Below are 3,039 nucleotides of genomic sequence, written 5' to 3'. Positions count from 1 at the left end.
AACTTCGGTTGAGTAACAATCCAAATAGATCTATCCTAACGGATAGGACTTATTAGCGGAATTGGTTAAGCTAATAAGAGCACACGGAGGATGCCTAGGCACTAGGAGCCGAAGAAGGACGTGGCGAACGACGAAATGCCTCGGGGAGCCGTAAGCAGGCTTTGATCCGGGGATGTCCGAATGGGGGAACCCGCATGAGGTAATGCTCATGTACCCGATAGTGAATACATAGCTATCGAGGAGGCATACGAGGGGAACTGAAACATCTAAGTACCCTCAGGAGAAGAAAACAATAGTGATTCCGTCAGTAGCGGCGAGCGAACGCGGAACAGCCCAAACCTAAGAGCTTGCTCTTAGGGGTTGTGGGACGTCAATATCGGGTTAGCAGAATAGGTGAAGCAGTCTGGAAAGGCTCATCACAGAGGGTAACAATCCCGTAACCGAAAATCTGCGACACCTGTAGACGGATCCCGAGTACCGCGAGACACGTGAAACCTCGTGGGAATCCGGCAGGACCATCTGCCAAGGCTAAATACTCCCTAGTGACCGATAGTGAAGCAGTACCGTGAGGGAAAGGTGAAAAGAACCGCGGGAGCGGAGTGAAATAGAACCTGAAACCGTGTGCTTACAAAAAGTCAGAGCCCGTTTATGGGTGATGGCGTGCCTTTTGTAGAATGAACCGGCGAGTTACGTTCCCGTGCAAGGTTAAGGTGAAGAGCCGGAGCCGCAGCGAAAGCGAGTCTGAATAGGGCGATTTGAGTACGTGGACGTAGACCCGAAACCGTGTGATCTACCCCTGCCCAGGGTGAAGGTGCGGTAACACGCACTGGAGGCCCGAACCCACGCATGTTGAAAAATGCGGGGATGAGGTGGGGGTAGCGGAGAAATTCCAATCGAACTCGGAGATAGCTGGTTCTCCCCGAAATAGCTTTAGGGCTAGCCTCGGAATTGAGAGTCGTGGAGGTAGAGCACTGATTGGGTGCGGGGCCCGCCAAGGGTTACCAAGTCCAGTCAAACTCCGAATGCCACAGACTTATATCCGGGAGTCAGACCGTGAGTGCTAAGATCCATGGTCAAGAGGGAAACAGCCCAGACCATCAGCTAAGGTCCCCAAGTGCAGGTTAAGTGGGAAAGGATGTGGAGTTGCCCAGACAACCAGGATGTTGGCTTAGAAGCAGCCACCATTGAAAGAGTGCGTAATAGCTCACTGGTCGAGTGACTCTGCGCCGAAAATGTAACGGGGCTAAACCTGCCACCGAAGCTATGGCTCGAACAAGTAATTGTTCTTGGGTAGGGGAGCGTTGTGTAGAGGTTGAAGGTGTACCGTAAGGAGCGCTGGACACTACACAAGTGAGAATGCCGGTATAAGTAACGAAAAGACAAGTGAGAATCTTGTCCGCCGAAAGCCTAAGGGTTCCTGAGGAAGGCTCGTCCTCTCAGGGTAAGTCGGGACCTAACGCGAGGCCGAAAGGCGTAGTGGATGGACAACTGGTTGAAATTCCAGTACCACCGTGAACCGTTATGAGCAATGGGGTGACGCAGAAGGATAGTGACGCGGACTGATGGATGTCCGTCCAAGCAGCGAGGCTGGTGTGTAGGCAAATCCGCACACTGTTAAGGCTGAGCTGTGATGGGGAGCGAAAATTACAGTAGCGAAGGTCATGAGTTCAAGCTGCCAAGAAAAGCCTCTAGCCAGGGAGAAGGTGCCCGTACCGCAAACCGACACAGGTGGGCGAGCAGAGTATGCTAAGGCGCGCGGAAGAACTCTCGTTAAGGAACTCGGCAAAATGACCCCGTAACTTCGGGAGAAGGGGTGCCTCGGTAGGGTGAATAGCCCGAGGGGGCCGCAGTGAAAAGGCCCAAGCGACTGTTTAGCAAAAACACAGGTCTGTGCGAAGCCGTAAGGCGAAGTATACGGGCTGACGCCTGCCCGGTGCTGGAAGGTTAAGGGGAGTGGTTAACCGCAAGGTGAAGCTATGAACCGAAGCCCCAGTAAACGGCGGCCGTAACTATAACGGTCCTAAGGTAGCGAAATTCCTTGTCAGGTAAATTCTGACCCGCACGAATGGCGTAACGACTTGGGCGCTGTCTCAACGAGAGATCCGGTGAAATTTTACTACCTGTGAAGATGCAGGTTACCCGCGACAAGACGGAAAGACCCCATGGAGCTTTACTGCAGCTTGATATTGAACTTGGGTACGATCTGTACAGGATAGGTGGGAGCCATTGAAGCATGAGCGCCAGCTTGTGTGGAGGCGACGTTGGGATACCACCCTGATCGTATCCGAGTTCTAACCTCGCACCGTGATCCGGTGCAGGGACCGTGTCAGGTGGGCAGTTTGACTGGGGCGGTCGCCTCCTAAAATGTAACGGAGGCGCCCTAAGGTTCCCTCAGAATGGTTGGAAATCATTCGCAGAGTGTAAAGGCACAAGGGAGCTTGACTGCGAGACAAACAGGTCGAGCAGGGACGAAAGTCGGGCTTAGTGATCCGGTGGTACCGAATGGAAGGGCCATCGCTCAACGGATAAAAGCTACCCTGGGGATAACAGGCTTATCTCCCCCAAGAGTCCACATCGACGGGGAGGTTTGGCACCTCGATGTCGGCTCATCGCATCCTGGGGCTGAAGTAGGTCCCAAGGGTTGGGCTGTTCGCCCATTAAAGCGGTACGCGAGCTGGGTTCAGAACGTCGTGAGACAGTTCGGTCCCTATCTGTCGTGGGCGCAGGAAATTTGAGAGGAGCTGTCCTTAGTACGAGAGGACCGGGATGGACGTACCGCTGGTGTACCAGTTGTTCCGCCAGGAGCACGGCTGGATAGCTACGTACGGAAGGGATAAGCGCTGAAAGCATCTAAGCGCGAAGCCCCCCTCAAGATGAGATTTCCCAATTAGTAAGACCCCTTGTAGACGACGAGGTAGATAGGTTCGGGGTGGAAGTGCCGCAAGGTATGGAGCTGACGAATACTAATCGGTCGAGGGCTTATCCAAGAAAGAGTCTTGCAAGCGAAAGCGAGTGAGACGCGCTGCTCAAGCGTAATGT

General features: G+C 53.7%; 1 rRNA gene. It reads left to right on the top strand.

Annotated elements, in window-relative coordinates:
* Positions 1-63 precede the first annotated feature (63 nt).
* Positions 64-2,987 (top strand): 23S ribosomal RNA (locus tag BK127_RS41835).
* Positions 2,988-3,039: the final 52 nt, after the last annotated feature.

The organism is Paenibacillus sp. FSL H7-0331, from assembly GCF_001956045.1.
The sequence above is the reverse complement of the archived record's forward strand: the minus strand, read 5'-3'. Positions and strand labels throughout refer to the sequence as shown.